Source organism: Psychrobacillus sp. PGGUH221 (assembly GCF_042055255.1).
Classification (GTDB): Bacteria; Bacillota; Bacilli; order Bacillales_A; family Planococcaceae; genus Psychrobacillus.
Map to the genome: position 1 here is coordinate 1 of NZ_JAQMHQ010000049.1, position 256 is coordinate 256.

The following is a 256-nucleotide window of genomic DNA, read 5'->3' on the forward strand; positions in this document are numbered from 1 at the left end:
TTCTGATTTAGCGGCGGACGGGTGAGTAACACGTGGGCAACCTGCCCTGTAGATTGGGATAACTCCGGGAAACCGGGGCTAATACCGAATAATCCATTTCCTCACATGGGGGAATGTTAAAAGACGGTCTCGGCTGTCACTACAGGATGGGCCCGCGGCGCATTAGCTAGTTGGTGAGGTAACGGCTCACCAAGGCGACGATGCGTAGCCGACCTGAGAGGGTGATCGGCCACACTGGGACTGAGACACGGCCCAG

Annotated in this window: 1 rRNA gene; it reads left to right on the forward strand. The window is 57.0% G+C overall.

The features are described from left to right. Window positions 1-256: ribosomal RNA gene (locus PGC35_RS22145) — 16S ribosomal RNA — on the forward strand; the annotation flags it as partial.